The organism is Bradyrhizobium sp. th-b2, from assembly GCF_000426785.1.
In the GTDB taxonomy this organism is placed as follows: domain Bacteria; phylum Pseudomonadota; class Alphaproteobacteria; order Rhizobiales; family Xanthobacteraceae; genus Bradyrhizobium; species Bradyrhizobium septentrionale.
The window spans coordinates 129265-154218 of sequence record NZ_AUGA01000016.1 but is presented as its reverse complement, the minus strand read 5'-3'; the positions used below and the strand labels follow the sequence as shown (position 1 = coordinate 154218).

Sequence of the window (24954 nt, the reverse complement as noted above, 5' to 3'; positions counted from 1 at the left end):
ATGTTGGACGCCGCCGTCAAGGCGCTTTCGCAAATCCTGTCGCCGCCGATGCGCACGATCCTGTGGCGTTCGATCGGGCTTGCGCTGGTGCTGATCACCGTGCTGGCGATCGGCTTGCAGCGGCTGCTGAGCTGGTTTGCCGATACTGGCGAGCTCTGGGCCGAAGGCATACTCGGCCCCAACTTCCATTCCACGCTGCACGTGCTGTCCTGGATCATCTCGATCTCGGCAGGGCTCGGCGTCGTGCTCGGCGGCATCTTCCTGATGCCCGCGATCACCTCGCTGGTGGCGAGCCTGTTTGTCGACGGCGTCGCCGACCATGTCGAGCGCGAGCACTATCCGGCCGACCATCCCGGCACGGCGCTGCCGGTCACGGTCGCAACGATCGAGGGCGTCAAGACGGCGCTGCTGACGATTTTGGTCTACCTGGTCGCGCTGCCGTTCGTGCTGTTCGCGGGCGCGGGCTTCATCATCTTCTTCATCGCGACCGCTTGGCTGCTGGGTCGCGAATATTTCGAGCTTGCGGCGATGCGGTTCCGCTCGCCTGATGACGCCAAGGCGATGCGCAAGGAGAACGCGGCGACGGTGTTCACCGCCGGCCTGTTCATTGCGGCCTTCGTCTCGATCCCGATCGTCAATCTGGCGACACCGCTGTTCGGCATGGCGTTCATGGTGCACATGTACAAGCGGCTGTCAGGTCCCCGGCGCGAGGTGATCGAGCCGGCACGGCGAAGCAACGTGCCCTCCATCTAGGCCGCATCCGGAGGCACCTGCAGTGATGCGGGTGTCCGATCGCGCGCCAATGGCACCAGCAGCAGCCCCACGATCGCCACGCCGGCGAGCATCGCCCATGCCTCGTTGACGGTGAGCGCCAGCGATGCCCGCTCGACCAACGGCCGGATGAACGCGATTGTCGCTTCATCCGGCGGCCCCGGCAGACGGTCGATCAACAACTTCGGATCGAGCCCGATCGCCTGCGCCGCGCTGACATCGCCTGCCAGCAACCGCGCACGGAAGTCCTCGCCATAGATCGAGCTTCGCCCGTAGAGGATGGTGTCGATCAGGGCGATCCCGATCGCGCCACCCAGATTGCGCATCAGGTTGAACAGTCCGCTGGCGTCTGCGACTTCCGCCTCCGGCAGGGCGCCCAACGCAATACGCGTCGGCGGCAGCAGGCAGAACATGATCGCGACGCCGCGCACGATCTGCGGCCAGAACATCTCGTCGAAATCCGCCGTGCGGGGCTGAAACGCGCTGAGGCCGAGACCGAGCGCGAACAAGGCGAAGCCCGCGCCGGTCAACCACCGCGCGCCGATGCGGCTTTCGAGGATTGCCGCGAGCGGCGCTGCGATCAGCTGCGCAACTCCGGTGACCAGCATGATCGTGCCGATCTCGAAGGCATCATGGCGGCGGACGAAGCCGAGAAACACCGGCATCAGATAGGTCGATCCATAGAGGCCGATGCCGAGACAGAAGCTCAGGGCGCAACCGACCGCGAACGAACGCCGCTTGAATAGGGTCAATTGTGCAATCGGATACGCTGCGCGGAGCGTGCGTCGGATCAGCAGCGCCATCCCGGCAATGCTTCCGATCAGCAAGCTCACGCAAAGCATCGAGAGCCAGCCGCGTTGCGGCGCTTCCTTCAGACCGATCATGAAGCTTGCGAGCGCCGCCGCGAGCAGGACAAGCGCCCCTTCGTCCAGCCTGGAGAACGTGCGGAGCTGCATGCCCTGCTTCGGGAGCAGCAACGATGTGACCGAAGCCGCAATTATTCCGGGGACAACATTGATCAGGAACAGCCACGGCCACGACCAGGTCTGCGTGATCCAGCCGCCGACGACGGGCCCAATGGTCGGTGCAAGCACCGCGACGACGCCGCCGATCGTGGTGGCCACCGCATGAAGGCGCACCGGGAACAGCATGAACACGGCGGAGAACACCGCGGGGATCAGCACGCCGCCGGAAAATCCCTGCAGCACGCGAAATACCAGCAGCACGGCAAAGCCGCCGCTGAAGGCGCAGCCGACGGACGCGACGGTGAACAGGCTGACGGCGATGACGAACAGCCATCGCAACGACAGCGCATGCGTGAACAATCCGGTCAGCGGAATCGCGATCACCTCCGCGATCAGATAGGCGGTCTGGATCCAGCTCATCGCGGCCGGCGAGATCGCAAGCGCGCGCTGGATCGTCGGCAACGAGGTCGCGACGACCTGGATGTCGAGGATCGCCATGAACATGCCGAGGCACATCAGCAGAAAGCCGGCCCAGGTCGCAGCCGATGGGCTGTCGGTGCAGTGCTCCGCCCGGCCGCTCATGGCGTGCCTGGGCGCGGCCAGTCCGATACGAAGAGCGCGCGGCTCTCGGCGCGAATCCGGATGGCAAGCACCGCGAGATTGAGGGCGGTGAAAATCAACGCCACCACCGGCAGATGCAGCGCGAGTGGCAGCAGCGCGATTTCACCGACGACGACGGCATAGTTTGGATGCGGGAAAAGCCGATAAGGCCCGGACGCGACCAGCGGCGCGCCCGGCAGCACGATGATCCGCGTGGTCCATCGCGGCCCGAGCGCGGCTAGCACCCACAGCCGCAGACCTTGCAGCAGCAGAAAGGCCGCGAGCGCGGCCAGATTGACGTCCTGGTCGCGGCCCCAGATCCACAGCGCGATCAGCCAGCCGGCATGAAGCAGCACAATGAGCGGGTAGTGATTGGCGCCGACCTCGATCGCGCCTTGCGCCAGCAGCCGCGCCGTGTTGCGACGCGCCAGGACCAGCTCGCCGAGACGTTGCAAGGTGACCAGGACAAGGATGATCGAAGCGAAACTCACGCCGCGTGCCTGAGCGCAACGCAGCTGAGGGTGAAGCCCGGCCCGAGCGCCGTGAGCAGCGAGCGGGGCGGCAATCCCTTGGCGCGGGCGCGTTCGAGGACAAAGAGAGCCGTCGGGGCCGACATGTTGCCGCATGCGGCGATGACGTCGCGCTCGTGATCGAGGCACCCCTGATCGAGCTTCAGCGCCCGCTCCAGCGCGGCGATGACCTTGGTGCCGCCGGGATGGCAGAGGAAGCGATCGATATCGTCGGCCGTCAGCTGCATCCGCGCCAGAATTTCGGCAACGGCCGGCCCAAGGTTGTCGCGGACAAAATCCGGAATGGTGCGCTGAAAGACGACGCCGAATCCTTCCGGATCGACCGTCCAGCCCATGATGTCGAGCGTATCAGGCCACAGCTTTTCGCCGGTCGCCTCGATCCGCGTCGCCCCGCCGTCGCCGGCGCGCAGCACGATCGCGGCGGCGCCATCGCCGAACAGGCTGGCGGCCACGATATTCGCCTTGGTGAGTTCGTCGTGCCGAACCGCGAGCGTGCAGAGCTCGAGCGCGACCAGCAGCACGTTGGCACCCGGCCGCGCTTCCGCCAGCCTCGATGCGATCGACAGGCCCGACACGCCGCCGGCGCAGCCGAGGCCAAACACCGGCACGCGCGACACATCCGTTCGTAGCCCGAGCTTGCCGGCGACGCGCGCATCCAGCGTCGGCGTGGCGATGCCGGTCGAACACACCGTGACCACGATATCGATGTCGCTGCCGGTCAGGTCGGCGCGGGTGATCGCCTTGCGGGCGACGTCGACATACAGCGCCTCCGCCCCCTCGAGAAAGGCTTGCGTCCGCTCCGGCCAACTGCGCCGTTCGAGATACCATTCGATCGGCTTCACGCCATAGCGACGCTGAATGCCGGTGTTGGCGAACAGGCTGGAGAGCGTCTCGAATTCGGGATAGCGGTCGGCCAGAAGGTTTCGCGCGGCCTGCAGGACTTGTCCCTGGTGGAATCGATGTGGTGGAACCGCGGTCGCCATGGCAACAAGCGCGGCCGTCTGCAGTCTCTCGGTCATCGTGGCTCCAGTTCCCCCCGCTTGTGGAACCACGCGATTAGCAAAATATTTCATGCGCCTACGACACAGGTGGATGCACTGCATTCACTATAAATTGAACCCTGCGGCGCCATCCGCTGCGAGGTCTGCGCCGCGCTTTCGCAATCAAGACTGCGCCGACGTCGATCAGGAAGCGGCTGTGCCGAACTTGCGCATCACGTTCTTCACGAAGCCGAACGGCACCGGCGACAGCGGGCCAGGCGGTGCGCGCTTGATCAGGGCGACCAGGAACAGCGCCAGCATCGCGAGCCAGAAGCAGAGCCAGAAGCCGTCAATATAGGCGAGCGTGTTGGCCTCGCGCTGCACCAGCGCCGCGAGCGTGCCTACAGCGCGGCCCGTCGCCGCTCCGATGCCGTGGCCGGAAAATTCCTCGGTCAACCGCTGCAGCCGGTGCACGACGTCTGCATCGCCGCTCTGAACGTATTGCCCCAGATAGTTCGAGTGGATCTGCTCGCGAACCCGCAGCCAGGTGCCCATCAGCGCGATGCCGATCTCGGCGCCGCCGAGCCGGCAGATCTGGATATAGGCCGCGAACGCCGTCGCCCGTGACGGATCGGAGTTCGACAGCGCCATCATGATGATCGGCAGCAGCGTGAGCGCCTGCCCGACCGACAGCAACAGCACGATGCCGACAAAATCCTCCCGCGCCCAGACGTGGCTCAGCTGGGTGCCCCAGAGATTGGCGGCCGCGAACGCCGAGAAGCCGAGCACCACGACGACGCGCGGATCGAGGTGGCGAAGCAGGACAATCGAAACCGGCACCAGCACGAACATCGGCAGCGCGCCGTAGGTGAACAGCAGCACGCCCGACTGCTCCGGCCGCAGCGCCGTGATGGTGCCGAGAAAATTCGGCACCAGCGACGAGTTGGACAGGCTCGTCAGAGTGTACAAGATGATGACAATCAGTGAGAGCCCGATGTTGCGCGAGAATAGGATGTTGAAATGCGCCCAGGGCTGGCGTACCAATGTCTCGTTAATCATGAAGCCGACGATCAATAGCCCGCCGCCGATCAGGAGCGCCATCACGGTGCCGGACTCCAGCCAGTCCAGCCGGTTGCCCTGATCGAGCCCGGCATAGACCATCGAGACCCCGGCGCCGAGCAGCAGCATGCCGCCCCAATCGGCATCGCGCACCAGGTCACGATTGACGGGCTCGTTCGGCGTGCCGAGATAGACCATCAGGCCCATCAGCGGCGCGACCACCGCGCCCTGCCAATACAGCCATTGCCAGCCGAGGTGCTCGACATAATAGCCGACCAGCGAGCTCGACGAGTCCAGCGCGAAACCGACACGGATCGAATACATCGCGATCGCCGGCAGCCACCAGCGGATCGGCAGGTTGCGCAGGATGATCATCAGGGTCGCCGGCACGAAGGTGCCGAGCAACATGCCGTGCGCGACGCTGAGCGCGATCAACGTCGTGTAGTCGCGCACGAACGGAATGATCAGCGAGACCACGGCGTAGATCAGGCTCGGGATCCCGAGCACGCGCCGCAGCCCGAACGCGGTGGCGAGCCAGGCCACTGCGGGTGCGACGAAGATCTGCGAGCCGATCGCGGCGGTCGAGAGCCAGGCACCCTCGTCGAAGCTGAGCGAGAACGCGCCGCGCAGGTCGGGCAACCCGACTGTGGTCAGGCGGCTGTCGAAGTTCGCCAGGAACGCGCCGAGCAGCACCGCGACCACGGCGAACAGCGGATAGCGCGCGACGTCGCCCCGCGAGACCGGACCATGACCGCGGTCGTCACTTTCCGCCATTGGCGACCGCCTCGCCGGTGTTGATCCGCGTCACGACCGACATGCCCGGCAGCAGGCGCTCGAGCAATGGCTGGTTCTTCTCGAACTGGATACGCACCGGGATGCGCTGCACCACCTTGGTGAAGTTACCGGTGGCGTTGTCGGGCGGCAGCAGCGCGAATTGCGATCCGCTCGCCGGCGCGATCCGCTCGACGACGCCGCGCAACCTCTCACCGGCGAATGTATCCACGGTGACCTCGACCGGCTGCCCCGGTCTGACGTTGGTCAGCTGGGTTTCCTTGTAATTGGCGATCACGTAGACGTTCGGCAGCGGCACGACATTGATCAGATTGGTGCCGATGTTGACATAGTCGCCCGGCTGCACCTGGCGCTCGCCGGTGACGCCGTCGAACGGCGCGACGATCTTGGTGTATCCGAGCTTGAGCCTGGCCGACGCGAGCAGCGCCTTGGCGGCATCGAGATCGGCGGCGCGCTGCTTCTTGGTGCCCTGCAGGACCTCGAGCTGATGGCGCTGCGCCGCGATCACCGCGCGGCTGGCCTGCACGTCGGCCTCCGACTTGGCATAGGATGCGGTTGCCTGCTCGAGCCGCTGCCGCGTGCCGGCATCGGTTTGCGACAGCGACTGCTGACGCTCTTCCTCCTGGCGAGCCAGCGTCTGCTGCGCTTCCGCGGATAATCGCGAGGCCTCGGCCTGCGCGATGGTCGCGTATTGCAGCTCGACCTGATTGTTGAGGTTGTCGAGCGCGGCCTGCGCGCCGACCACGCCGGCCTCGGCCTGCGCTACCTGCGCCTGGTAGTCGGCGGGATCGATCTGCACCAGGAGATCGCCGGCCTTGACGCGCTGGAAATCGGAGATAGCGACGGTCAGGACTTCGCCGGACACGCGGCTGGAGAGCTGGGTCAACTCGGCCCGCACATAGGCATCATCGGTGGTCTGGATCGTGGCGCTGCCGACCCACGCGTCCCAGCGCGTGGTCGCCACCGCGACGAAGGTGAGCGCGGCGAGCACCGCAAACAGCGGAATGGCGAAGCGGCCCCAGAAACTGTTCGCCGCAGGCTGCGGCTTGGCTGGCGCCGGTACCGGTGCGGGCGCGGTCTGGCTGGCTTGCGACGGACCGCCCTGAACCTGCTCTGTCACACCTCACTCCCTCGGTTACGCCGGAACGCGAGACAACCGGTTAGCACATGATGACGATCATGGCTCAGACGGTCTTTTCCGGCCACCGGCAAAGATCATTGATCAGACATACATCGCAACGCGGCCCGCGCGCGAGGCAGGTATAGCGGCCATGCAGGATCAGCCAGTGATGGGCGTGCAGCAAGAACTCCGCCGGGATCACCTTCTCGAGTCCGAGCTCGACCTCGAGCGGCGTCTTGCCGGGCGCGAGCCCGGTGCGGTTGCCGACGCGAAACACATGGGTGTCGACCGCCATCGTGTGTTCGCCGAATGCCATGTTGAGCACGACATTCGCGGTCTTGCGACCGGCACCGGGCAATGACTCGATCTCGGCGCGCGTGCGCGGCACCTCGCTGCCGAATTCGGCGATCAACTTCTCAGAAAGCGCGATGACGTTCTTGGCCTTGTTGCGATAGAGCCCGATGGTCTTGATGTACTCGCGGACTTTGTCTTCGCCGAGCGCAAGCATCTTCTCCGGCGTGTCGGCGATCGCAAACAGCGCCCGTGTCGCCTTGTTGACGCCGGCGTCGGTCGCCTGTGCCGACAGCACCACCGCAACCAGCAGCGTGTAGGGGTTGAGATGCTCGAGCTCGCCCTTCGGCTCGGGATTGGCTTTGCGGAACCGGTCGAAGGCCTCGTAGACCTCCGCCGCCGTCCACGGCTTTGGTTTGGCGGCCTTCTTGGCCGCCGTCTTTGCCGCGCGGTTGGGCAGCGGCTTTGGCGTTTTCGCGGCCTTCTTCGGTGCGGACCGAACGCTTGATGAGCTGGCGCGTTGAGAGCGGATGATTTTGGCCATGAACGGGATATACTGATACGTCATGACCGCAGGCAACGACTTTGATCCGAGCGACGACCTCAGGGCCAGTAACGTTGAGACTGGTGACCTCGAGGCTGATGACGTCGGGGCCGAGCCAAAGCTGTTCTCGGCATTGCTGACGCCGCACCGCTCGCTGAACCGCACGGGCTTTATCGTGCTGATGTCGTTCGTCACCGTGGTCAGCTTCATCGCCGGCGTGGTGTTCTGGTGGCTGGGCGCCTGGCCGATCTTCGGCTTCTTCGGGCTCGACGTGCTGGTGATCTACTGGGCGTTCAAGGTCAATTTCCGTACCGCCAGAGCCAGCGAGGAGATCACGGTGACGCCGTCGGAACTGCGGGTCCGCCGGATCAGTCACCGCGGCCATGTGGCGGAATGGGTGCTCAATCCGCTCTGGGTGCGGTTTGAGCAGATCTCGCACCAAGAATTCGGCATCGAGCGGCTTTATCTGGTGTCCCGGGGCCGCCGGGTCAGCATCGGCAGATTCCTCAGCCCCGATGAAAAGGCTAGCTTTTCCAAAGCCTTGACGGCTGCGCTGAACACCGCGAAACGCGGCCCGACCTACAACCCCATCGCTTGAGTAAGCTCATTTGAGCATGATCCTGTCGGAAAACCGGTCCCCACTTTGCGCTAACGCGGCCGTACCGGTCCGGATCATGCTTGTCGGAAATCGGGTGGTTTGGATGCGCCATGGCTCCTAAATCAGACACCATGATGACACTCGCCATACATGACCAGCGCCTGGCCAAGCCGGGCCCCCAGAACGCCGCGCTGCGCGACTATGATTCGGTGCGGCGCGCCATCGCGTTCATCTCAGAGCACTGGCGCACACAGCCGACCATCGAAGCGATGGCCGATGCCGCCGCGGTCACGCCGGATGAATTGCACCATCTGTTCCGCCGCTGGGCCGGGCTGACGCCAAAGGCTTTCATGCAGGCGCTGACCCTGGATCACGCCAAGAACCTGCTGCGCGATTCCGCAAGCGTGCTCGACGCCGCGCTCGACTCGGGTTTGTCGGGACCGGGACGGCTGCACGATCTGTTCGTCACGCATGAGGCGATGTCGCCGGGTGAATGGAAGACCGGCGGCGGCGGCATGACGCTGCGCTACGGCTTCCATCCCTCGCCGTTCGGCACCGCGATCGTGATCGCAACGGACCGCGGGCTCGCGGGGCTTGCCTTCGCCGATCCCGGCGACGAGCAGACCTCCTTTGCCGACATGAAGCGGCGCTGGCCGAACGCGACCTTTGTCGAGGACACCGACGGCACCACCGCATTGGCGCAGCGCGTGTTCGATACAAGGTTGTGGCGGGCGGACCAGCCGCTGCGCGTCGTGCTGATCGGCACCGACTTCGAGGTGCGGGTGTGGGAAACGCTGCTCAAGGTGCCGATGGGGCGCGCGGTGAGCTATTCCGACATCGCCTGCAAGATCAGCAACCCGAAGGCCTCGCGCGCCGTCGGCGCCGCGGTCGGCCGCAACCCGGTGTCGTTCGTGGTGCCCTGCCATCGCGCACTCGGCAAGAGCGGCGCGCTGACCGGCTATCACTGGGGCATCACCCGCAAGCAGGCAATGCTCGGCTGGGAAGCCGGCCAGGTGGGGTTGCACTAAGGTAAGCCGTTCCCGGTCCCGTCACCCTGAGGAGCGCGAATCGCGTCTCGAAGGGTCGACGGCCCGACTGGTGGCCGTGCATCCTTCGCGACGCCGCTACGCGGCTCCTCAGGATGACGGGACGAGCGGATTGATCGCTTCAGCTACCCGCCAGATCGACCTTGGATGCAACGGTGGAATCGGCGTTGAGCCGATAGACCACCGGAGCGCCGGTCGCGAGCTCGCGCTTGAGGATCTGCTCCGGCGAAAGCTTCTCCAGCACCATGATCAGCGCGCGCAGCGAATTGCCGTGGGCGGCGACCAGCGTGCGCTGGCCGCGCAGCACGCCGGGCAGGATCTCCTGCACGTAATAGGGCAGCGTGCGCGCCAGCGTATCCTTCAGGCTTTCGCCGCCGGGCGGCGGCACGTCGTAGGAACGGCGCCAGATCAGGACCTGATCCTCGCCCCACTTCTTGCGGGCATCATCCTTGTTGAGGCCAGAGAGATCGCCGTAATCGCGTTCATTGAGCGCCAGATTCTCCGTGGTCGGCAGGTCGGTCTGGCCGATCTCGGCGAGCATCAGCTTCAGCGTGTGCTGCGCGCGCGTCAGGTCGGAGGTGAAGGCGACATCGAACGACAGGTCCTGCGCCTTCAGCTTGCGTCCGGCGTCCTTGGCCTCGGCGATGCCCTGCTCGGTGAGATCAGGGTCCTTCCACCCGGTGAACAGGTTCTTCAGATTCCATTCGCTCTGACCGTGACGAACGAGCACAAGAAGACGATCACTCATTTCAGATTCCGTTTCGCTAAGCTGGATTTGATCTCGTCGGGCGATCTCAGTCGCTCAACCCGAGCACGTCGGCCATCGAGTACATGCCGGGCTTCTTGCCATGCGCCCACAGCGCTGCCTTCAGCGCGCCCTGTGCGAACAGCGCGCGGTCCTCGGCATGATGCGACAGTGTGATGCGCTCCGAGGGACCGGCAAAGATCACGCTGTGATCGCCGGCCACGGTGCCGCCGCGCAACGAGGCAAAGCCGATATCGCCCGCACGCCGCGCACCGGTCAGGCCATCGCGGCCGCGCGCCCAATGCTGATCGAGCGCGATCTTGCGTCCGGCAGCGGCGGCTTCGCCGAGCATCAGGGCGGTGCCCGACGGCGCGTCGATCTTGGACTTGTGGTGCATCTCGAGAATTTCGATGTCAAAACTCTGGTCGAGCGACTGCGCGACGCGCTTGACCAGCGCGGCGAGCAGATTGACGCCGAGGCTCATATTGCCCGACTTCACGACGATGGCGCGGTTCGTGACGCTCCGGATCACCGCATCGTCGGACTGCGACATGCCGGTGGTGCCGATGACATGGACAAGGCCGCGCTCGGCCGCGATCGCGACATTGGCGATGGTCGCGGCCGGTACGGTGAAATCCAGGATGCCGTCGGCGCCCGCCGACATCGACCACAGATCGGCCGACAGCGCGACGCCATTGGCGGGAAGGCCTGCGAGCACGCCGGCGTCCTTGCCGAGCAGCTCCGAGCCCGGCGCTTCCAGCGCGCCGACCAGCACCGCCCCCGGGGTTTCGGAAATCACCCGCGTCAGCGTGCGGCCCATCCGGCCGCCCGCTCCCGCAACAATCAGACGCATGTCAGCCATGGCTCACCTCTGCAGGCCGTATAAAGCATGATCCGGAAAAGGGGAAACCGCTTTTCCGAGCCGAAATCATGGCTCCAACGGACGAATCCCACGGCTGTTCCCGGCAATCGAACCGGCGGCTTGGTGTCCGGGCTACGGGCTGTCGTGCCCCTCGATGATGATGAGGTCGGCGATCGAATGCGGCTGCCGCACCTTGAGGTTGGCCTGGTATTCCGGCGAGTTGTAGCAGGCGAGCGCGGTCTGATAATCCGCGAATTCGATCACGACGTTGCGCGAGCGGCTCTGGCCCTCGACGCCGGTGAACTTGCCGCCGCGAACAATGAACTTGCCGCCGAATTTCTGGAAGATCGCCGGGTTGGCCGCCATATAGGGCTTGTAGCCCTCCTCATTGTGAACGTCGACGCGTCCAATCCAGTATCCCTTCGCCATCTCTGTTCTCCCTCGTTGTTGTTCAGGCGAGCGCCTCGGCGATTTCGGCGTGAATGGCTTCGGCGGCGGCCTTCGGATCGGCGGCTTCCATCACCGGACGCCCGACTACCAGATAGTCAGCGCCGGCGGCGATCGCACGGGCCGGCGTCATGATGCGCTTCTGGTCGCCTGTCGCGGAGCCGGCGGGGCGGATGCCCGGCGTCACCAGGTTCATCCGATCGCCGACGATCTTGCGCAAGGCTGCGGCTTCCTCGGGCGAGCTGACAAGGCCGTCGACACCGAGCGCCTGCGCCTGCCTGGCGCGCGCTTCGACGAGATCGGAGACGCTGAGGCCGTAGCCCGCGGCCTGAAGATCGTTGTCGTCGTAGGAGGTCAGCACCGTCACCGCGAGGATCTTCAGGGTAGAGCCGGCGCGTGCCTCGACTGCCGCCTTCATGGTCTGCGGATAGGCATGCACGGTGAGGAAGGTGGCGCCGAGACCGGCGACGCTTTCGACCCCGCGCGCGACCGTATTGCCGATGTCGTGCAGCTTGAGGTCGAGAAACACCTTCTTGCCGCCGCCTGCGAGCTGCTTCGCGAGCGTGAGGCCGCCGGCATAACCGAGCTGATAACCAATCTTGTAGAACGTGACGCTGTCGCCGAGCCTGTCGATCATCGCCTCGGCGCTAGCGACGGACGGCAGATCGAGCGCCGCAATCAACCGGTCTCTTGGAGCGATCTTGGCTGGCTGCATGTCACCTCACATCATGCGTTGGGAATGGTCGACCAGCTGCCGCACCAGCGCGCGCATCGCGTCGATGTCGGCCTGGTGCTTCAGATGATCCATATCGTCATAGGCCTGCTCGGCGAATGACAGCGCGAGCTGGCTCGGGATCACGGTCGCGTGGCATGCCGTCAGGATCAGGCGCAGCGCCGCCAGCGCGCGCGTGCCGCCGAGCCGGTTACCGGATGCCGCTGCGATCGCGAAGGCGCGGCCATGGAACACCTGGCCGCGGGCCTCGTGCGGATCCTGCACGCGGCTCACCCAGTCGATCGTGTTCTTCACCAGCGCCGGCACCGAGGAATTGTATTCCGGCGTCACGATCAAGACGCCATGATGGGCGCCGATCATCCGCTTCAAATTGACGGCGTGCTGCGGCACGCCCGATTTCGCCTGCAGGTCGCCGTCGTAGATCGGCAGCGGAAAATCGCCGAGCGAGATGCGCGTGACGTCGACCCCCAGCTGCGCGAGCTCCTGCGCCAGCACGGCAGCGAGCTTCGTATTGAGCGAGCCGGATCGAAGCGATCCCGGGATCACGAGGATTTTCAGCGCGGACATTTTCGAAATCGCGGTTAGGGCGCGCGCCGCCCGGCGCGACACCGCAGGGCGATCAGCCCTTGCGATACACCCAGACCCGCGCGGGCGGAAGGTTCATCCAGATCCGCTCGGACGCCTCTGTGGACACGCCGGGCAGCGACTTCGGAATCGGGGGCACCACCGAATAGGTGAACTGCACGAAGGGCGCACCGGGGGCAAGCGCCAGGAAGGCGTCGCGGACCAGCCTGAGGCGGGTCAGCATCGGCTTGGTGACCAGCGGCAGGCCGGAGACCATCGCGGAGGCAGGAGACTTCAGCACCTCCCACAGCGTATCGCGAAGCCTGTAGGCGTCACCCTGGACCACCCTGGCCTGCGGATAGCGTTCGCGCAGCAATGCGCAGAAACCGGGATTGTATTCGACCAGCACGAGCCGCTTTTGATCGACGCCATGCTCGATCAGCGCGTTGGTGATCGCCCCGGTGCCGGGTCCGAGTTCGACCACCGGCCCTTCCGCATCAGGATCGACATATTGCGCCATGGTGCGAGCAAGCAGCCGTCCTGACGGCATCACCGCGCCCATATGCAGCGGCTTCTCGATCCATGAACGGAGAAAACGAACCTCGTCGTCGAGACGGAGGGGCTTCTTCGACGCACGCACGGACGATTGCAGGGGCATGTCGCTACCAGGCGGGACCGCACAATCGAGCGGTTGTCAGAAAACGGTCATAAAGACGTATAGATCGAAGCCGTTACGGTCAAGCGCGACGACAACTACTGGGTGGTGCGGTTTCCGAAGAAGTCCTTGACCTTAGAGAAGAAACCCGCTGCCTCCGGCTGGGTTGCACCGGACGACAGCTTTTCGAACTCCATCAGCAATTCCTGCTGCTTCTTCGTCAGATTCTGCGGCGTTTCGACCACGACCTGGACATACATATCGCCGGTCTGGCGCGAGCGGAGCACCGGCATACCCTTTGATGCGATGCGGAATCGCCGACCCGACTGGGTGCCGGAGGGCACCTTCACCTTGGTCTTGCCCTTGTCGATGGTCGGCACCTCGAACTCGCCGCCGAGTGCTGCAGTGACCATCGAGATCGGCACGCGGCAGTGCAGGTCGGCGCCATCGCGCTGGAAGAACTGATGCGTGGTCAGCGACAGGAAGATGTAGAGGTCGCCGGGCGGGCCACCGCGGACACCGGCCTCGCCTTCGCCGGCGAGACGAATGCGGGTGCCATCCTCGACTCCCGGGGGAATGTTGACCGACAGCGCGCGGTCGCGCGTCACCCGGCCGGAACCGGCGCAGGAGGTGCAGGCGTCCTCGATCATCTGACCGCGGCCCTGGCAGCCGGGGCAGGTCCGCTCCAGCGTGAAGAAGCCCTGGGCCTGCCGGATACGGCCGGCGCCACCACAATGCGAGCAGGTCTTCGGCTTGGTGCCGGCCTTGGCGCCGGTGCCCGAGCAGGATTCGCAGGTGACCGAGACCGGGATCTCGATCTGCGCGGTCTTGCCCTGGAAAGCGTCCTCGAGCGTGATCTCCATGTTGTAGCGCAGGTCGGCGCCACGCTCGCGGCCGCCGCCGCCGCGGCGTTGCCCGGCCATGCCGAACAGGTCCTCGAAAATGTCGGAGAAGGACGAGGCGAAGCCGGCGCCGAAGCCGGGACCGCCGCCGCCCATGCCCTGCTCGAAGGCGGCATGGCCGAAGCGGTCATAGGCGGCGCGCTTGTCGCCGTCCTTCAACACCTCATAGGCTTCGTTGATTTCCTTGAACCGGACCTCGCTGCTGGAGTCGCCCGGATTCTTGTCCGGATGCCACTTCATCGCGAGCTTGCGGAAAGCCGTTTTCAGCTTGGTCTCGTCCGCGTTCCGCTCGACCTCGAGGGTCTCGTAATAGCAGCGCTTGGTCGACATCCTTCAATTCCGTCCGGAGTTCATCGCCATCGCCAAGGATTGCGCCTGCAAGGATTGCGCCTGTCTGGAAGATGCAGCGATCGCCTTAAAGAAAAATGACCCCCACTCCTCCGAGACGCATCGCGTGCTCTTTGGTGCGAGGGTCATCATCTCAAACCCGCTTAAGCAGATTTCTTGTTGTTCTTGTCGTCGTCGACCTCGGTGAACTCCGCGTCGACGACGTCATCCTTGGCAGCGTCCTTGGCCGCATCGGCCTCGGCCTGCTGCTTGTACATGGCCTCGCCGAGCTTCATCGAAGCCTGCGCCAGCGTGTTGGTCTTGGCCTTGATTGCCTCGGCGTCGTCGCCCTTCAGCGCTTCCTTGAGGTCGCTGACGGCGTCCTCGATTGCGCGGCGGTCGGTGTCCGGGATCTTCGAGCCGTGCTCGGCCAAAGCCTTCTCGGTCGAATGAACCAGGCCGTCGGCATGGTTCTTGGCGTCGACTGCCTCGCGGCGCTTCTTGTCCTCGGCCGCATTGGCCTCGGCGTCCTTGACCATCTTGTCGATGTCGGCTTCGGACAGACCGCCGGATGCCTGGATCCGGATCTGCTGTTCCTTGCCGGTCGCCTTGTCCTTGGCCGAGACGTTGACGATGCCGTTGGCGTCGATGTCGAAGGTCACCTCGATCTGCGGCATGCCGCGCGGAGCCGGCGGAATGCCCATCAGGTCGAACTGGCCGAGCATCTTGTTGTCGGCCGCCATTTCACGCTCGCCCTGGAAGACGCGGATGGTGACGGCGCCCTGATTGTCTTCGGCCGTCGAGAACACCTGGCTCTTCTTGGTCGGGATCGTGGTGTTGCGGTCGATGATGCGGGTGAACACGCCGCCCAGCGTCTCGATGCCCAGCGACAGCGGGGTCACGTCGAGCAGCAGCACGTCCTTGACGTCGCCCTGCAGCACGCCAGCCTGGATCGCAGCGCCGATCGCGACGACTTCGTCGGGGTTGACGCCCTTGTGCGGCTCCTTGCCGAAGAACTGCTTCACCACTTCCTGGATCTTCGGCATGCGGGTCATGCCGCCGACCAGCACCACTTCGCCGATCTCGCCGGCGGTCAGGCCGGCATCCTTCAGCGCCTTGCGGCACGGCTCGATGGTCTTCTCGACCAGGTCGGCCACCAGCGCCTCGAACTTGGCGCGGGTCAGCTTCATCGTCAGATGCTTCGGACCGGTCTGGTCAGCCGTGATGAACGGCAGGTTGATTTCGGTCTGCGTGGTCGACGACAGCTCGATCTTGGCCTTTTCAGCGGCCTCCTTCAGGCGCTGCAAAGCGAGCTTGTCGTTGCGCAGGTTGATGCCCTGCTCCTTCTGGAACTCGTCGGCCAGATAACCAACAAGGCGCATGTCGAAATCTTCACCGCCGAGGAAGGTGTCGCCGTTGGTCGACTTCACCTCGAACACGCCGTCGCCGATCTCGAGGATCGAGACGTCGAAGGTGCCGCCGCCGAGATCGTACACGGCGATCGTGCCGGTCTTCGACTTGTCGAGACCGTAGGCGAGCGCGGCAGCGGTCGGCTCGTTGATGATGCGCAGCACTTCAAGGCCGGCGATCTTGCCGGCGTCCTTGGTGGCCTGACGCTGCGCGTCGTTGAAATAAGCGGGCACCGTGATAACGGCCTGCTCGACCTTCTGGCCGAGATGCGCCTCAGCGGTCTCCTTCATCTTCTGCAGGATGAAGGCCGAGACCTGCGAGGGCGAATAGGTCTTGCCATCGGCTTCGACCCAAGCGTCGCCGTTCGATGCCTTGACGATCTTGTAGGGAACGAGCTTCTTGTCCTTCTCGACCATCGGGTCGTCATAGCGGCGGCCGATGAGGCGCTTCACCGCAAAGAACGTACGCTCGGGATTAGTCACCGCCTGGCGCTTCGCCGGCTGGCCGACGAGGCGCTCGCCATCGTCAGTGAAAGCAACGATTGACGGCGTCGTCCGCATGCCTTCCGCGTTCTCGATCACCTTGGCGTTTTTGCCATCCATAACGGCAACGCACGAATTCGTCGTGCCGAGGTCGATCCCAATGACCTTACCCATGGTTTTGATATCCTCATTTGTTGCGGCAGGTTGGTTGGGCCCTGACGGCGCTCCGTACCGAACCCCCAGACGTTCACATACTCGCGATATTGCGACGGTGAGCCTGATATAGGAGAGAGGGTCCTGCCCGCAAGGACTGGACGCAACGTTGAGGCCTGAAAAGACTGACGTTTGAAAGATTGTGTCAGCCCGACTGCGGCGCCGGTTCAGGCCCGAAGCAAGCCCCGAGACAGGCCCAAGCTACGCCCAAGCCAAGTTAACAAATCGGCAATGATTTAGGTCGCCAACGTCCGCCGCGCGACGTCACCGCTGTTGAGTGAACACTCACAAACGTCGTATGCGAGACCGGCGCACGGCCGAGGCGCGCTGTTTGGCCGCTGGCCCGCCGCAGGCGGTGGGCTCGCGGAAACGTCGGGAAGCTGAAAAGTGCCAGCCAATCAGGGCGAAAAGCCCATGGAATCGAGCCCGCGGGCCCTGAGCGGAGATTTGGTGGCCTGTTGCAGGGTCATCAAAACCGCTAAAAGCGGTCCGACTGAAAGAGGCCACCCAGCCCTGCACCGGGCCCGTTGCGCGGCCACCAAGCAAAACCGGTAGATCCCCCCATGACGCCTTTTCGAGTTCTCGTTGCGGTTGCCTTGCTGATTGCTGCCACCTGTCGTGGCTTCGCCGCCGACGTGGTGTTTCCGCCGGGCGCGCATGTCGGAATGAAGCCGCTGGTGGGCCTCAACCGGGCCAAGTCGTTCATCGGCTTCGAGACCGAGGACCAGGGCGTGAAGGTCCTGATCGCCGACCTGCCCGCGGACGCCTACGCCGAGGTCGTGAACGCGTTCAAGGCCAATCCCGCCGGCACCGGGAATATCAAGCCCGAGAGCCTCGATACGCCGGCCGGCCTCGCCTACTACACCGTGGAGAGTGCGCGCGACGGCGCCAGCAATGTGCGGCGCTATTCCATGATCCTGCCGGGGCCGACCTTCTCCGGCTATGTCGCGGTGCAGGTGCCGGAGAACGCGAGCAAGATCTACACCGACGACGCCGTGCGGCAGATGTTCGCCACCGCCCAGATCCGCAACGAGGTGCCGGTCGACGAGCAGCTCGGCATGATGCCGTTCAAGGTCACCGAGCTCAGTGGTTTCAAGAATATCCGCATGCTGGCGCCGGGCGCGGCACTGCTGATGGCCGACGGCGACGAGAAGGCCCTCGAGACCAAGCCCTTCTTGCTGCTTGGCATCATCGGCTCGGCCCCGGCCACACCCGATGATCGCGGCCGCTTCGCCCAGCAGATCGCGACCACCATCCCCGGCGTGCGCGACGGGCGGATCACCATGTCCGAGCCGATCCGGATCGACGGCCAGGCCGGCTTCGAGACCCGGATCGACGCCGTCAGCGGCAAGGACAACACCCCGGTGACCATCGTGCAGTGGCTGCGGTTCGGCGCGCAAACCTCGATGCGCATCATCGGCAGCTCGCCGCGTACCGATTGGGAGAAGGCCTTCCCGCGCTTCCGCGCGGTGCGCGACGGCATCCAGCCGCGCGGCTGATCTCTTTCGTAGAGCCCTCCGAAAAATCGGACTTTCGCAGCTCCACGAACGGAACTAGCCTCCTCGCGCGATATCACACAAAGCGAGGAGGGCGCGATGTTGGATCGACGACGGATTGTTGCAGGCTTTGGCACGATGGCGCTCGCGACGCTGGTTCCCAGGAATCTCTGGGCCGCCGCGATCAAGCCCGACGACGGCTCCGCGCTGCTCGTGATCGACGTGCAGAACTGCTTTCTGCCCGGCGGCAGCCTCGCGGTGAAGGACGGCGAGCAGGTGGTGCCGGTGATCAACAAGATCGCCAAGAGCTTTGCCAATGTGGTGATGACGCAGGACTGGCACACGCCCGGACACGTCTCCTTTGCCTCAACCCACTCCGGCAAGAAGCCGTTCGAGACCATCGACCTCGCTTATGGCAAGCAGGTGCTGTGGCCCGATCACTGCGTGCAGGGCACCGACGGCGCCTCGCTGTCGAAGGAACTCGCGATCCCGCAGGCCGGGCTGATCATCCGCAAGGGATTTCACAAGGACGTCGACAGCTACTCCGCCTTCACCGAGGCCGACGGCAAGACCACCACCGGGCTTGGCGCCTACCTGACGGCGCGCAAGATCAATCGCGTGTTCGTCGCCGGGCTCGCCACCGATTTCTGCGTGGCCTGGACCGCGCTCGATGCGCGCAAGGCCGACTTCGAAACTTATGTGGTGGAGGATGCCTGCCGCGGCATCGACACCCAGGGATCGTTGGCCAAGGCCTGGGCCGATATGGACAAGGCCGGCGTCAAGCGGATCCAGTCGTCGGATATCGCGTGAGACATTGGATCAGGCGGTGATGTCGGCGCCTGGGGCGGCCTTGGCGCCGCCCTTGGAGACACCGACCAGTGCCGGACGCAGGATGCGCTCGCCGATCATGTAGCCGGCCTGCACGACCTGCACCACGGTGCCCGACGGCACCGACGTGTCCGGCACTTCGAACATCGCCTGCTGGAAGTTCGGATCGAACTTCTCGCCGATCGGGTCGAACTTCTTGACGCCGTTCTTTTCCAGCGTGTTGAGCAGCGAGCGCTCGGTCAGCTCGACGCCTTCGAGCAGCGCCTTCAGGCCGGGATCGGCCGCTTCCTTGGTCTCGGCCGGCACTGCGTCGAGCGCGCGCTGCAGATTGTCGGCGATGTCGAGCACGTCACGGGCGAAGCCGGTGATGCCATAGGTCTTGGCGTCGGCAACCTCGCGGCGGGTGCGCTGACGGAGGTTCTCCATCTCGGCCAGCGTGCGTAGCGTCCGGTCGCGCGCCTCGGCGAGTTCCTTGGTCAGCGCCTCGACCGATCCCACCTCGGGATCGTCAGGCATGATGTAGGGCTTCGAGACCACGGGCTCACCCGTCGGCGCCGAATTCTCGGTGTTGTCATTGGCCCGGTTCGGATCGGTCATGGCTTGCCTTCTCGAAAACTCGCGTCGGTTCAAATCTTGGGGATTGCTGCCCGGGATATCGTGCTTTGAGCGGCGAAAATCAAGCGCAACATACCGGTTAGGGCCAGCGCACCTCCACTTCGCGTCAAGAAACCCGTCAAATAAAACCGAATTTCGCTCCGATCAGCCGCCCAGCATCTTGCTGACGATGCGCGCGGCATAGTCGACGGTCGGGATCACCCGAGCATAGTTCAGCCGCGTCGGTCCGATCACGCCGAGCACGCCGACGATCCGACCCTGGGCGTCGCCGTATGGCGCGATGATGGTCGAGGAACCCGACAGTGAGAACAGCTTGTTCTCCGAACCGATGAAAATCCGCACGCCCTCGCCGCGTTCGGCGCGGCCGAGCAGATCGATCACGCCGCGCTTGGTCTCGAGATCGTCGAACAGCGACTTGATGCGCTCGAGATCGTCGAGCGCGTGCAGATCCTCGAGCAGATTGGCGTGGCCGCGCACGATCAGCTGGCGATCCTCGTTCGCGCCGCCGGACCAGCTTGCGATGCCGGCCGCGACCACCTTTTGTGTGAGCTGATCGAGCTCGGCGCGGTTTTGCGTCAACGCCGTCTCGAGCTCGAGCCGCGCTTCGGCCAGCGTCCGGCCGCGGATCCGTGCATTGAGGAAATTGGTCGCTTCGGTCAGCGCCGAAGATGGAACGCCCGGCGGCAGCGCCAGCACCCGGTTCTCGACCTGGCCGTCTTCGCCGACCAGCACGACCAGCGCCTTCTCCGGCTCCAGCCGCACGAATTCGATGTGCTTCAGCCGTGCATTCGACTTTTGCGTCAGCACCACCGCCGCGGCGCGAGTCAGCCCCGACAGCTGCGTCAGCGCTTCGCCAAGCGCCGCCTCGACGGATTGCGCACGGCCGACGGCAGCCAGCTGGGTCTGGATCGACTGACGCTCGGCCTCGGTGAGGTCGCCGACCTGCATCAGGGCGTCGACGAAGAAACGCAGGCCGAGTTCGGTCGGCAGCCGGCCCGCCGAGGTGTGCGGCGCATAGATCAGGCCGAGCTGCTCGAGGTCCGACATCACGTTGCGGACCGAGGCCGGCGACAACGGTAATGCGATCAGACGCGAAATGTTGCGCGAGCCGACCGGCTCACCGGTCGCAAGGTAGCTCTCGACGATTTGACGAAAAATATCGCGCGATCGCTCGTTGAGCTGGGCGAGCCCCGCATGCGGTGCGATCAGGCCAATCGGATCGTGATGAGTCACACTCCAGTCCCTCACAATTACTGCCTAATCTGTCGCTCCGGGAGGCCGGTGACAAGCATGCATTCAGCCCCCCGGTACCGGGCCAACCCGGGGCCGAAAACCCTTGCCGCTGCCCGTTCCCCCTCCTACAAGCACGCCCAGCCATATATCTCGGATTTTTGGAGGATTTCATGCGGCCAAGCCGCCGTGCGCCCGATGAACTGCGTCCCGTGTCGCTGGAACGCGGCGTCGTAAAATATGCCGAGGGTTCCTGCATGGTGAAATTCGGCGACACCCATGTGCTGGTGACCGCCACGCTGGAAGAGCGGCTGCCGCCCTGGCTGAAGGGTCAGGGCCGCGGCTGGGTGACCGCCGAATACGGCATGCTGCCGCGCGCCACCCTGGAACGCACCCGCCGCGAGGCCTCCGCCGGCAAGCAGGGCGGCCGCACGGTCGAGATCCAGCGGCTGATCGGCCGCTCGCTGCGCGCGGCCGTCGATCTGGAGGCGCTCGGCGAGCGCCAGATCACGGTCGATTGCGACGTCATCCAGGCCGATGGCGGCACCCGCACCGCTTCGATCACCGGTGCCTGGGTGGCACTGGCCGACTGCATCAACTGGATGAAGACCCGCAACATGCTGAAGACCAACGTGTTGCGCGATAATGTGGCGGCGATCTCCTGCGGCATCTACCAGGGCACGCCGGTGCTCGATCTCGACTATGCCGAGGACTCCGAGGCCGACACCGACGCCAATTTCGTCATGACCGGCGACGGCCGCATCATCGAGGTGCAGGGCACCGCCGAGAAGACGCCGTTCTCGCAGGACGAGTTTCTGGCGCTGATGGCGCTGGCGCGCAAAGGTGTCGCGCGTCTGGTCGACTTGCAAAAGATCGCGGTGGCGTAGTCAGATTGGTCATGCATCGCCGAATCACCGGAAGGCTCGTCATCGCCACCCATAATCCCGGCAAGCTCGCCGAGATGCGGGAACTGCTGGCGCCGCATGGCGTGGAGGCGGTGTCGGCCGGCGAGCTTGGCCTCGCCGAACCCGAGGAGACCGGCGACAGTTTTCGCACCAACGCGGCGATCAAGGCGATCGCCGCGGCGAAGGTGACCGGACTGCCGGCTTTCGCCGACGATTCCGGCCTCGTGGTCGACGCGCTCGACGGCGCACCCGGGATCTACTCGGCGCGCTGGGCCGGCGAAGGCAAGGATTTCATGGCGGCGATGACGCGGATCGAGCGCCTGCTGCAGGAGCGCGGCGCCACCGCGCCGGACCGGCGAAGTGCGCATTTCGTCTCCGCCCTGTGCGTGGCCTGGCCGGACGATCACCTCGAAGAGGTCGAGGCCCGGGTCGATGGAACCCTGGTCTGGCCGCCGCGCGGCACCGCCGGCTTCGGCTACGATCCGGCCTTCCTGCCCGACGGCTACGCGCGGACCTTTGGCGAGATGACCAGCATCGAGAAGCACGGCCTGCCGCCGCTCGGACTCGGACTGTCGCATCGCGCCCGCGCCTTCGTGAAGCTCGCGGAGATCTGCCTTGAGCCACGCTGAACGAGCAGCCCCTCAACGAAAGGCGTTTGGCGTCTACGTGCACTGGCCGTTCTGCCTGTCGAAATGCCCGTATTGCGATTTCAACAGCCACGTGCGGCATGCGCCCGTCGACGAGGAGCGCTTCGTGCGCGCCTTCGCCCGCGAGATCGAGACCACGGCCGCGCGGGCGCCGGGGCGCGAGGTCACTTCGATCTTCCTCGGCGGCGGCACGCCTTCGCTGATGCAGCCGCAGACCGTCGGCGCCGTGCTCGATGCGATCGGCAAGCACTGGTCGGTGGCGCGCGATGTCGAGGTCACGCTCGAGGCCAATCCGACCAGCGTCGAGGCGACGCGCTTTCGCGGCTATCGCGCAGCCGGCGTCAATCGCGTCTCGCTCGGCGTGCAGGCACTGGATGACGCATCGCTGAAGGCATTGGGCCGCCTGCACACCGCGCGGGAAGCGCTCGACGCGGTTGCGATCGCGCGAAGCGCGTTCGACCGTTACTCGTTCGACCTGATCTATGCGCGGCCCGACCAGACGCCGCAGATGTGGGCTGATGAGTTGAAGCAGGCGATCTCGGAAGCGGCCGAACATCTGTCGCTCTATCAGCTCACGATCGAGGAAGGCACGCCATTCTTCGGGCTGCACGCCGCCGGCAAATTGCAGACGCCGGATGAAGCGACCGCGCGCGCTCTCTACGACGTGACGCAGGAGGTCTGCGCCCGCGAGGGATTGCCGGCCTACGAGATCTCCAATCACGCCCGCGCTGGCGCGGAGTGCAAGCACAACCTCGTCTACTGGCGCGGCGAGGAATATGCCGGCATCGGCCCCGGCGCGCATGGCCGGCTCGACATCGACGGTGTCAGGCACGCGACCGCGACCGAGCGGCGCCCCGAGGCGTGGCTGTTGAATGTCGAGGAACGCGGTCACGGCGTCGTCACCGATGACGGCCTCAACAGCGAAGAGCGCGCCGACGAATTTCTGCTGATGGGGCTGCGGCTTGCCGAGGGCATCGATCCCAAGCGCTATGCGGCACTGTCCGGACGCCAGCTCGATCCGCACCGGATCGCGATGCTGCGCGAGGAAGGCGCGATCGACGTCGATGCCGACGGACGGTTGCGCGTCACGAAGTCGGGATTCCCGGTGCTCGACGCGGTCGTCGCGGATCTCGCCGCCTAGAGCCTATCCCGTTCCGATGAATCGGAACGGGGCTCTAGATTCTTGTTTTGACGCGTTTTCTTCACGCGAACCGGCATCCACTTCGCTCGAAAACGCTCTGCGTGCACGCTGCCAAAATATCGAAAACAACCCCATGCAAAGTAGCTGGCGGGTGCCGGCGCTCGACAAGGCAGCTTGGCCGCCTGACGAAAACTAAGCCCCAAAACTCTTCGGCGAGCCCGCAACCGGCGTGCCGCCGCCGGACGCCACTTTCATGACCGCAAGGCCGCGTTCATTGGTGCCGTCGGAGCGGAAGCGGAACAGGCCGTCGATGCCGGCAAAGCCGGATGGATTGGTGAGCGTCTCCGGCGCGAAGCGCTGCGCGCCTTGGGTGCGCGCCAGCGCCGCCATCAGCGCGACGGCATCATAGGCCAGCGTCGCGGTACGCACCGGCTCGCCGCCATATTTGGCACGATAACGGCCGGCGAAGCTGCGGAAGCCGGACGGATCGGGCGCGGCGTAGAGGCCGCCCTGCAGCACGGGGCTCGCGAACACCCGCGGATTGTCCCACAGTCCGGTGCCGAGCAGCTGGATGTTGCGCAGGTTGGCGCCGGCCGCGGTCAGCGCATCGGCGGTCGCGACGACCGAATCGCCATCGTCGGCGATCAGCAGCGCATCGGCCTGGCCGAGCGCCTGCGCCACGGTCCGCGTCGGCGTTGCGCGATCGGCGCCGTATTTCTCGAATGCGACGACGCGGCCGTTCTTGCGGCCGACCGCCTGCTTGAACGCGGCCTCGACCACATTGCCATAGGCGTTGTCGGGTACCATCGCAGCGAACGAGCGCTTACCGATCCCGGCGGAATAATCGACGATGCGATTGATGTCGGACTCCGGCAGGAAGCTCAGCAGATAGACGCCGCGCCCGGCCACGCTTGAATCGGTGGAGAATGCAATCACTGAGGTTCCGCGCGGCCGCGTCAGTTGCGCGACGGCTGGCACCGAGCCCGCGAACAGTGGTCCCAGAATGATCTCGGCGCCTTCGGACAGCGCCTGCTGGGCACCCTGCGCCGCGCCTTGCGAACTGCCGCCATCGTCCTTGATCAGAAGCTGAATGTTCGGGTTCTGGAATTCCGCCAGCGCCATTTCGGCGGCGTTCCGCATCGACTGGGCGGCGAGCCCGGCATTGCCGGACGCCGACAGCGGCAGGATCAGCCCGATCTTGACTTGCCCGGTACCGACGGCTTGCGGCTGTTGCTGCGGGCCGGCGGGCCCTGCATCCTGGCCGCCGCCGAACGGGCTGGAAAACTGGCTCAGGCTTTGCTGGATTCCGGAGCAGGCCGACAGCAGCGGCGCGCCCAGGATGAGGCCAAGCGCAGTCCGCCGGGTCGTGCCCGACGGCGGGGACTTGGGGTGGTGCGGGCCTTCCATCGTCTCTCTTCTCTTGACCGACCATGATCGGCCAGGACTCCATCCAGCT

The 24954-nt window shown here is 65.2% G+C and carries 25 protein-coding genes; 8 read left to right on the top strand and 17 right to left on the bottom strand.

The genetic code is table 11. The features are described from left to right. Complete coding sequence (locus K359_RS0120490) at positions 1–753, top strand: sulfate transporter family protein (RefSeq protein WP_029081022.1); 753 nt, start codon at positions 1–3, stop codon at positions 751–753. Here K359_RS0120490 and K359_RS0120485 read toward each other — a convergent pair. The 6 genes from K359_RS0120485 to nth form a co-directional block, all read right to left on the bottom strand. Then, a complete protein-coding gene (locus K359_RS0120485; protein WP_371261172.1) occupies positions 750–2318 on the bottom strand; it encodes a DHA2 family efflux MFS transporter permease subunit in 1569 nt (522 codons plus the stop codon). The genes K359_RS0120490 and K359_RS0120485 overlap by 4 nt on opposite strands. Then, the gene (locus tag K359_RS0120480; protein ID WP_029081020.1) at positions 2315–2827 is read right to left on the bottom strand and encodes an isoprenylcysteine carboxyl methyltransferase family protein; all 513 of its coding nucleotides are present in this window, start codon (positions 2825–2827) and stop codon (positions 2315–2317) included. The genes K359_RS0120485 and K359_RS0120480 overlap by 4 nt, the downstream gene beginning before the upstream one ends. Further along, positions 2824–3885, bottom strand: coding sequence for a type III polyketide synthase (locus K359_RS0120475; protein WP_029081019.1), 1062 nt, complete (start codon positions 3883–3885; stop codon positions 2824–2826). The genes K359_RS0120480 and K359_RS0120475 overlap by 4 nt, the downstream gene beginning before the upstream one ends. Positions 3886–4050: 165 nt before the next feature. After that, positions 4051–5679 (bottom strand): MFS transporter, encoded by a 1629-nt coding sequence (locus K359_RS0120470; protein ID WP_029081018.1) that lies wholly within the window; start codon positions 5677–5679, stop codon positions 4051–4053. Beyond that, positions 5666–6817, bottom strand: a complete 1152-nt coding sequence (locus K359_RS0120465; RefSeq protein ID WP_029081017.1) for an HlyD family secretion protein — start codon at positions 6815–6817, stop codon at positions 5666–5668. Before K359_RS0120465 ends, K359_RS0120470 begins: the two co-directional genes overlap by 14 nt. A gap of 64 nt (positions 6818–6881) precedes the next feature. Then, positions 6882–7652, bottom strand: coding sequence for an endonuclease III (gene nth, locus K359_RS0120460; protein ID WP_029081016.1), 771 nt, complete (start codon positions 7650–7652; stop codon positions 6882–6884). Positions 7653–7674: 22 nt separating this feature from the next. On the opposite strand from nth, the gene K359_RS0120455 reads away from it, so the two are divergent. Together K359_RS0120455 and K359_RS0120450 are read left to right on the top strand one after the other, a co-directional pair. Next, complete coding sequence (locus tag K359_RS0120455; protein ID WP_029081015.1) at positions 7675–8250, top strand: DUF2244 domain-containing protein; 576 nt, start codon at positions 7675–7677, stop codon at positions 8248–8250. Between the two features lie 131 nt (positions 8251–8381). Beyond that, on the top strand, positions 8382–9278 hold the full coding sequence (locus K359_RS0120450) for a bifunctional helix-turn-helix domain-containing protein/methylated-DNA--[protein]-cysteine S-methyltransferase (RefSeq protein WP_029081014.1): 897 nt from the start codon (positions 8382–8384) through the stop codon (positions 9276–9278). 139 nt (positions 9279–9417) lie between these two features. Here K359_RS0120450 and K359_RS0120445 read toward each other — a convergent pair whose 3' ends face one another. From K359_RS0120445 to dnaK, 8 genes are all read right to left on the bottom strand, one after another. Continuing rightward, positions 9418–10044: a 2,3-bisphosphoglycerate-dependent phosphoglycerate mutase gene (locus K359_RS0120445; RefSeq protein ID WP_029081013.1), complete on the bottom strand. Its 627-nt coding sequence runs from the start codon at positions 10042–10044 to the stop codon at positions 9418–9420. A gap of 46 nt (positions 10045–10090) precedes the next feature. Next, positions 10091–10903, bottom strand: a complete 813-nt coding sequence (gene dapB, locus K359_RS0120440) for a 4-hydroxy-tetrahydrodipicolinate reductase (RefSeq protein WP_029081012.1) — start codon at positions 10901–10903, stop codon at positions 10091–10093. A gap of 132 nt (positions 10904–11035) precedes the next feature. Continuing rightward, on the bottom strand, positions 11036–11332 hold the full coding sequence (locus K359_RS0120435) for a DUF1330 domain-containing protein (RefSeq protein ID WP_029081011.1): 297 nt from the start codon (positions 11330–11332) through the stop codon (positions 11036–11038). Positions 11333–11354: 22 nt separating this feature from the next. Further along, positions 11355–12065, bottom strand: coding sequence for an orotidine-5'-phosphate decarboxylase (pyrF, locus tag K359_RS0120430; RefSeq protein WP_029081010.1), 711 nt, complete (start codon positions 12063–12065; stop codon positions 11355–11357). 6 nt (positions 12066–12071) lie between these two features. After that, entirely contained in the window at positions 12072–12650 is a 579-nt protein-coding gene (locus K359_RS0120425; protein ID WP_029081009.1) for an NADPH-dependent FMN reductase, read from the bottom strand. Positions 12651–12702: 52 nt separating this feature from the next. After that, on the bottom strand, positions 12703–13305 hold the full coding sequence (locus K359_RS0120420; protein ID WP_029081008.1) for a class I SAM-dependent methyltransferase: 603 nt from the start codon (positions 13303–13305) through the stop codon (positions 12703–12705). A 95-nt stretch (positions 13306–13400) separates the two neighbouring features. Further along, positions 13401–14534, bottom strand: coding sequence for a molecular chaperone DnaJ (gene dnaJ / locus K359_RS0120415; protein ID WP_029081007.1), 1134 nt, complete (start codon positions 14532–14534; stop codon positions 13401–13403). 161 nt (positions 14535–14695) lie between these two features. After that, positions 14696–16597: a molecular chaperone DnaK gene (gene dnaK, locus K359_RS0120410; RefSeq protein WP_029081006.1), complete on the bottom strand. Its 1902-nt coding sequence runs from the start codon at positions 16595–16597 to the stop codon at positions 14696–14698. Between the two features lie 602 nt (positions 16598–17199). On the opposite strand from dnaK, the gene K359_RS0120405 reads away from it, so the two are divergent. After that, positions 17200–18135, top strand: a complete 936-nt coding sequence (locus K359_RS0120405) for a hypothetical protein (RefSeq protein ID WP_029081005.1) — start codon at positions 17200–17202, stop codon at positions 18133–18135. Between the two features lie 96 nt (positions 18136–18231). Then, positions 18232–18942 (top strand): bifunctional nicotinamidase/pyrazinamidase, encoded by a 711-nt coding sequence (gene pncA / locus K359_RS0120400; protein ID WP_029081004.1) that lies wholly within the window; start codon positions 18232–18234, stop codon positions 18940–18942. A 9-nt stretch (positions 18943–18951) separates the two neighbouring features. Here pncA and grpE read toward each other — a convergent pair whose 3' ends face one another. Both grpE and hrcA read right to left on the bottom strand, forming a co-directional pair. After that, complete coding sequence (grpE, locus tag K359_RS0120395; protein WP_029081003.1) at positions 18952–19557, bottom strand: nucleotide exchange factor GrpE; 606 nt, start codon at positions 19555–19557, stop codon at positions 18952–18954. A gap of 162 nt (positions 19558–19719) precedes the next feature. Further along, on the bottom strand, positions 19720–20808 hold the full coding sequence (gene hrcA / locus K359_RS0120390) for a heat-inducible transcriptional repressor HrcA (protein WP_029081002.1): 1089 nt from the start codon (positions 20806–20808) through the stop codon (positions 19720–19722). Positions 20809–20978: 170 nt separating this feature from the next. Between hrcA and rph the strand changes: the two genes are divergently transcribed. Genes rph through hemW form a run of 3 tightly spaced genes read left to right on the top strand, consistent with a single transcriptional unit; the run spans position 20979 to position 23498 of the window. After that, positions 20979–21692, top strand: a complete 714-nt coding sequence (rph, locus tag K359_RS0120385) for a ribonuclease PH (protein WP_021078183.1) — start codon at positions 20979–20981, stop codon at positions 21690–21692. Positions 21693–21703: 11 nt separating this feature from the next. Then, the gene (gene rdgB / locus K359_RS0120380) at positions 21704–22339 is read left to right on the top strand and encodes an RdgB/HAM1 family non-canonical purine NTP pyrophosphatase (RefSeq protein WP_029081001.1); all 636 of its coding nucleotides are present in this window, start codon (positions 21704–21706) and stop codon (positions 22337–22339) included. Beyond that, entirely contained in the window at positions 22326–23498 is a 1173-nt protein-coding gene (gene hemW / locus K359_RS0120375; protein ID WP_029081000.1) for a radical SAM family heme chaperone HemW, read from the top strand. The genes rdgB and hemW overlap by 14 nt, the downstream gene beginning before the upstream one ends. A gap of 192 nt (positions 23499–23690) precedes the next feature. Here the strand turns inward: hemW and K359_RS0120370 are convergent, their stop codons facing one another. After that, positions 23691–24905: a penicillin-binding protein activator gene (locus tag K359_RS0120370; protein ID WP_029080999.1), complete on the bottom strand. Its 1215-nt coding sequence runs from the start codon at positions 24903–24905 to the stop codon at positions 23691–23693. Between the last annotated feature and the right edge of the window lie 49 nt (positions 24906–24954).

Bases quoted from the DNA above. Each gene is read 5' to 3' on its own strand.
- K359_RS0120455 (WP_029081015.1), top strand. From the start codon at position 7,675: ATGACCGCAGGCAACGACTTTGATCCGAGCGACGACCTCAGGGCCAGT.
- K359_RS0120470 (WP_029081018.1), bottom strand. From the start codon at position 5,679: ATGGCGGAAAGTGACGACCGCGGTCATGGTCCGGTCTCGCGGGGCGAC.
- rdgB (WP_029081001.1), top strand. From the start codon at position 21,704: ATGCATCGCCGAATCACCGGAAGGCTCGTCATCGCCACCCATAATCCC.
- grpE (WP_029081003.1), bottom strand. From the start codon at position 19,557: ATGACCGATCCGAACCGGGCCAATGACAACACCGAGAATTCGGCGCCG.
- rph (WP_021078183.1), top strand. From the start codon at position 20,979: ATGCGGCCAAGCCGCCGTGCGCCCGATGAACTGCGTCCCGTGTCGCTG.
- nth (WP_029081016.1), bottom strand. From the start codon at position 7,652: ATGGCCAAAATCATCCGCTCTCAACGCGCCAGCTCATCAAGCGTTCGG.
- K359_RS0120475 (WP_029081019.1), bottom strand. From the start codon at position 3,885: ATGACCGAGAGACTGCAGACGGCCGCGCTTGTTGCCATGGCGACCGCG.
- K359_RS0120425 (WP_029081009.1), bottom strand. From the start codon at position 12,650: ATGTCCGCGCTGAAAATCCTCGTGATCCCGGGATCGCTTCGATCCGGC.
- dnaK (WP_029081006.1), bottom strand. From the start codon at position 16,597: ATGGGTAAGGTCATTGGGATCGACCTCGGCACGACGAATTCGTGCGTT.
- pncA (WP_029081004.1), top strand. From the start codon at position 18,232: ATGTTGGATCGACGACGGATTGTTGCAGGCTTTGGCACGATGGCGCTC.
- dapB (WP_029081012.1), bottom strand. From the start codon at position 10,903: ATGGCTGACATGCGTCTGATTGTTGCGGGAGCGGGCGGCCGGATGGGC.
- K359_RS0120445 (WP_029081013.1), bottom strand. From the start codon at position 10,044: ATGAGTGATCGTCTTCTTGTGCTCGTTCGTCACGGTCAGAGCGAATGG.
- pyrF (WP_029081010.1), bottom strand. From the start codon at position 12,065: ATGCAGCCAGCCAAGATCGCTCCAAGAGACCGGTTGATTGCGGCGCTC.
- dnaJ (WP_029081007.1), bottom strand. From the start codon at position 14,534: ATGTCGACCAAGCGCTGCTATTACGAGACCCTCGAGGTCGAGCGGAAC.
- K359_RS0120490 (WP_029081022.1), top strand. From the start codon at position 1: ATGTTGGACGCCGCCGTCAAGGCGCTTTCGCAAATCCTGTCGCCGCCG.
- K359_RS0120370 (WP_029080999.1), bottom strand. From the start codon at position 24,905: ATGGAAGGCCCGCACCACCCCAAGTCCCCGCCGTCGGGCACGACCCGG.
- K359_RS0120405 (WP_029081005.1), top strand. From the start codon at position 17,200: ATGACGCCTTTTCGAGTTCTCGTTGCGGTTGCCTTGCTGATTGCTGCC.
- K359_RS0120435 (WP_029081011.1), bottom strand. From the start codon at position 11,332: ATGGCGAAGGGATACTGGATTGGACGCGTCGACGTTCACAATGAGGAG.
- K359_RS0120420 (WP_029081008.1), bottom strand. From the start codon at position 13,305: ATGCCCCTGCAATCGTCCGTGCGTGCGTCGAAGAAGCCCCTCCGTCTC.
- K359_RS0120485 (WP_371261172.1), bottom strand. From the start codon at position 2,318: ATGAGCGGCCGGGCGGAGCACTGCACCGACAGCCCATCGGCTGCGACC.
- K359_RS0120450 (WP_029081014.1), top strand. From the start codon at position 8,382: ATGATGACACTCGCCATACATGACCAGCGCCTGGCCAAGCCGGGCCCC.